Source organism: Streptococcus sp. 27098_8_74, from assembly GCF_041431705.1.
GTDB classification, from domain to species: domain Bacteria; phylum Bacillota; class Bacilli; order Lactobacillales; family Streptococcaceae; genus Streptococcus; species Streptococcus salivarius_E.
In genome coordinates this window covers 1-3,840 of sequence record NZ_JAPVYF010000056.1, presented here as the reverse complement: position 1 = coordinate 3,840, position 3,840 = coordinate 1, and the positions used below count along the sequence as shown (strand labels likewise).

Genomic DNA, 3,840 nt, shown 5'->3' with positions numbered 1-3,840 from the left:
TATGAGGACGTGGAGCAGAAGGTATGGTCTATTCCAAACATGACAGATTTCTGGGGTATCGGTAATAGAATGGAGAAACGCTTCAACACGTTAGGTATCTACTCAATCAAAGACTTGGCAAATGCTAACCCAGATATCTTGAAGAAAGAATTAGGAGTAACTGGTCTTCGATTATGGTTTCATGCTAATGGTATTGATGAAAGTAACGTTCATAAACCCTATAAACCAAAATCAAAAGGTCTAGGCAACTCCCAGGTTCTTCCTAGAGACTATTTTAGACAACGAGATATTGAAATTGTCCTTAGAGAGATGGCCGAGCAAGTTGCTATCCGACTGAGAAAGATAGGCAAGAAAGCGACTGTTGTTTCAATACACCTTGGCTACTCTAAGCATGAGAACAAGCGTTCTATCAATACCCAAATGAAAATTGAACCAACGAATAACACTGACATGCTGACAAACTATGTGTTGAAATTATTCCATAATAAATACACTTCAGGAGCAATCCGAAGTGTAGCGGTTAATTATTCTGGGTTTGTAGATGAATCTTTTGGATTAATCTCACTATTCGATGATGTCGAACAAATTGAAAAAGAAGAAAGGCTCCAGACAGCAATAGATTCTATCAGAGACCAATTTGGCTTTACCTCTCTACTAAAAGCTAATGCACTTGATGGTGCATCGAGAAGTATTGCCAGAAGTAGGCTCATCGGAGGACATTCTGCTGGAGGATTGGATGGTTTAAAATGATTGATCGTTCCTATTTACCATTTCAAGCAGCAAGAGAATACCAAGATCCTGGGATGCAAAAGTGGATGGGATTCTTTCTGTCCGAGCATACCTCATCATTACATGCTGCTAAATACCGTGTTGACTTCTCTACAGACTTAAGTAAGCCTCAGAAACTCTTATTGCTTTCTCAACTCTATGCCAACCAACTTAAAGGCCAATTCACTATCAAACATCGTGATAGGAAAATTACTTTAGTTGGCGAAGTGAGAGAACTGTCTCGTAAGGAAATATCAATAAAGACTAGTGAAGGATATAGATTAGTTCAACTCGACAATATCCTTCAAATTCAGCTTTTGGAAAATCATATACACTAAAAAAGCAACAGCCTATATCATGTGGTTGTTGCTTTTTAACTAGATTAACTAAAATCAACTGTAATGATTGAACCATCTTTATCAATGATAGCAGTGACAATTTCATCATCTTTATCTGCTTCATTCAATAGATTTTCAGCATAATCCTTTGCACTTGTTTCCTTAATAGTTTCTATTTCGTTTTTTTCTTCTGCCTTCAGTTCCTTATGTGTCTTATATTTTTTCCAAGCCCACTTACCTAAACCTACAACCACACCTCCAATAGCTGCACCAGCACTAAGCATTGCTACTTTATTTAACATATCATCTTGTTGGGCATTATTGGTATCATCAACTTGGCTACTATTCTCAATTTGGGATAAAACAGCTAGGGCACCATCCTCATAACCTACTTCGTATCCCTCTTTATAACCCTCTTCGTTACCTTGAATACAACCAGCATTAAAACCATCTTCAAAGCCATCCGAATAAATATCTTCAATAAGTTGCTCTGGCCCACCATGCTCAAAAGCAAGTTCAGTTAATTTTGCGTATTCCCATTTTTGATCAGTATTATCAAGCTCGTTAAAAATTGCAGTCATTGTATATTTCTCCTTTATCTTTGTTAAGTATAGTATAAAGGAAATTATTTATATTGTCGTTCACAGTTTGTGAACTTTTTTTCCAATTTGTATGAATTGTTTAGCATATGGATTATTTAGTTTAGATAAACCATTTATTAATTCAGTCCCAATCAGTTGGTTAGTAGCATAATCATAATCATTATCCACAAGATTGATTATGTATCTTAATGCGAAGAAGTAATCAGCAACCTTACTGTATTTGCGGCTTTCCTTTAGAATTTCAATCAAGTATAGTAAGCCCTCATTCAGGTCCCTCTTAAATTGAGGTGTTCTTACCTCATTATCATTGAAACTTGGCAATACAACATTTAAAACAAAAGAACTTATCTCCTTTTTACTTTTCTTGTCTTTCAATAAAAAATCTTTTACTTGTTTAACAGATGCTTCATTAAAAATAAAGGAGTAAAGTAATAGGTAAAGACTTAATAAATTTACTGCAATTACTAAAAATTCATCACTATCTATATCAAACTTATTATAAGCCTCGTCGTAAGCTTCTATAATTAAATCAATGTCTAACTCATCTTTTTCTTCAGAAGAACCAAACAGTAATCGTTTATGTGCCTCAAAAGCTCTGATAGTTTTTGTATCAAATCTTTTATCCAAATTATATATTGGATAAAGTCTAGCTGTCGTTAGGGAATTACTGTCAATGTTGCTATAATATGCTAACATATCGGGGACAGAAGATAGATCTTCATACAATAATAAGTCCATAGTAACTCCATATCGCTTAGCAATTCTCTTAAGTATTTCTTCATCTGGTTTACGAGAACCATTCTCATACTGAGAAATTGTGCTTTTTTCCAGATGTAAAGCATTTGCTAATTCTTCTTGCGTTTCTCCATAGGATTTTCTTAAATGCTTTAAATTAGTTGCTAAATAATTCATGTCCTAAATCTCAAATTACTTTCTAACACTCTTAACCCGATACATATATATCTATTGTACTATGCATCGTGTATAGTAATATCGAAGTGACAATCAATTACAAGTCACTTAGTGCTTCCTTAGTCGTCTCTGCAGCTACGTGTGCATAAACTTCTACCATTGCAGTCCCCTTGTGTCCCAATTGTTGAGAGACTAATAGACCGTCTTTTGTTTGCTCATATAGACGTGTTGCAAGTGTGTGTCGCAGTTTGTGAGGAGTAGTAGGCTTACCATAAGCGGTAGATAACTTCTTTACCAAAAGCTCGACTGAACGTGTGCCAAGTCTTGCAGGCACTTTATTTTGAGTCGTTAAGAAGAATGCTTTATCTGAATCACTTGCTGCGTAGCGTCCCTTCCTAATTTCTAAATAACGCTCAATATAAGGGATGCCAAATGGAGCGATATTTACTACGTCCTTTTTCCCACCCTTTCGAATAACTGTAATCGTCCTTGTGGCTAGATTGACATCTTGCATATCTAGGTTGACTAATTCAGATAAACGGACTCCAGTTGAGAGTAGAAGTGCTATAACAGCAAGGTCACGCTCTTTATTTTTGACAAATGATACCTGGGCACGTTTTGAGATTTTCTTTTCATGCTCATTGTCAATATAATCTAGGAAAGACTGTGTATCGTTTAGAAAGAGTTTTTCTTTCATGTTATCTGCACGACTAGCCAAGGTATCTTTAGGCTTCTTGATTTTTACCTTAACCATGACATTTCTGTAAAAATAAGGCTCGCCCTCGTCATCCTCAGTTTCTTGGGTAAGATACTTAAATAAACTAGAGAGAGCATCTTTAGTCCGAACAATACTGACTTCAGAGATTGAACGACGCTCAGTATTTTCACGAAGGTAAACAAAGTAGCCTTCGATAACAGACTTTGGTAAATGGGCCAGCTCATCAATATGAACATCGGCAATCGTATCATAATCTGCATATCGTACAGTTTCACCCAATTTCTCATGATCTCTAATCAACCATTCAAAAAATCGTCTATATTCCTTTAAGTACTCATACAGTGTCTTATAGCTATATGGAATAACGAGCTTTGCTTGATAATATTCCTTAACATACCAAGGCATAATCTCAAGCAACTCGTTTATATTTTTCATTAGTGTTTCTTGTTTCATATTAGCCTCAAATCTAACAATTTTCTTGTTAGTAGTAGTTTATCATAGC

The 3,840-nt window shown here is 35.5% G+C and carries 5 protein-coding genes; 2 read left to right on the top strand and 3 right to left on the bottom strand.

Annotation, left to right across the window (positions count from 1 at the left end; all coding sequences use genetic code 11):
- The coding region (locus tag O3670_RS10865; RefSeq protein WP_524539406.1) for a DinB/UmuC family translesion DNA polymerase at nt 1-750 on the top strand (750 nt) is incomplete at its 5' end.
- Nucleotides 747-1,106: a hypothetical protein gene (locus tag O3670_RS10860; RefSeq protein WP_371596167.1), complete on the top strand. Its 360-nt coding sequence runs from the start codon at nt 747-749 to the stop codon at nt 1,104-1,106. The genes O3670_RS10865 and O3670_RS10860, both read left to right, overlap by 4 nt.
- 44 nt (nt 1,107-1,150) lie before the next feature.
- On the opposite strand, the gene O3670_RS10855 is transcribed toward O3670_RS10860, so the two are convergent.
- The 3 genes from O3670_RS10855 to xerS form a co-directional block, all read right to left on the bottom strand.
- Nucleotides 1,151-1,687, bottom strand: a complete 537-nt coding sequence (locus O3670_RS10855) for a hypothetical protein (protein ID WP_371596166.1) — start codon at nt 1,685-1,687, stop codon at nt 1,151-1,153.
- A 60-nt stretch (nt 1,688-1,747) separates the two neighbouring features.
- A complete protein-coding gene (gene relB / locus O3670_RS10850; protein WP_371596165.1) occupies nt 1,748-2,620 on the bottom strand; it encodes a type II toxin-antitoxin system RelB family anti-toxin in 873 nt (290 codons plus the stop codon).
- 97 nt (nt 2,621-2,717) lie between these two features.
- Entirely contained in the window at nt 2,718-3,791 is a 1,074-nt protein-coding gene (gene xerS / locus O3670_RS10845) for a tyrosine recombinase XerS (protein WP_371596164.1), read from the bottom strand.
- Nucleotides 3,792-3,840 lie beyond the last annotated feature (49 nt).

Coding starts and splice junctions, on each gene's coding strand:
- O3670_RS10860 (WP_371596167.1), top strand. CDS start 747: ATGATTGATCGTTCCTATTTACCATTTCAAGCAGCAAGAGAATACCAA.
- O3670_RS10855 (WP_371596166.1), bottom strand. CDS start 1,687: ATGACTGCAATTTTTAACGAGCTTGATAATACTGATCAAAAATGGGAA.
- relB (WP_371596165.1), bottom strand. CDS start 2,620: ATGAATTATTTAGCAACTAATTTAAAGCATTTAAGAAAATCCTATGGA.
- xerS (WP_371596164.1), bottom strand. CDS start 3,791: ATGAAACAAGAAACACTAATGAAAAATATAAACGAGTTGCTTGAGATT.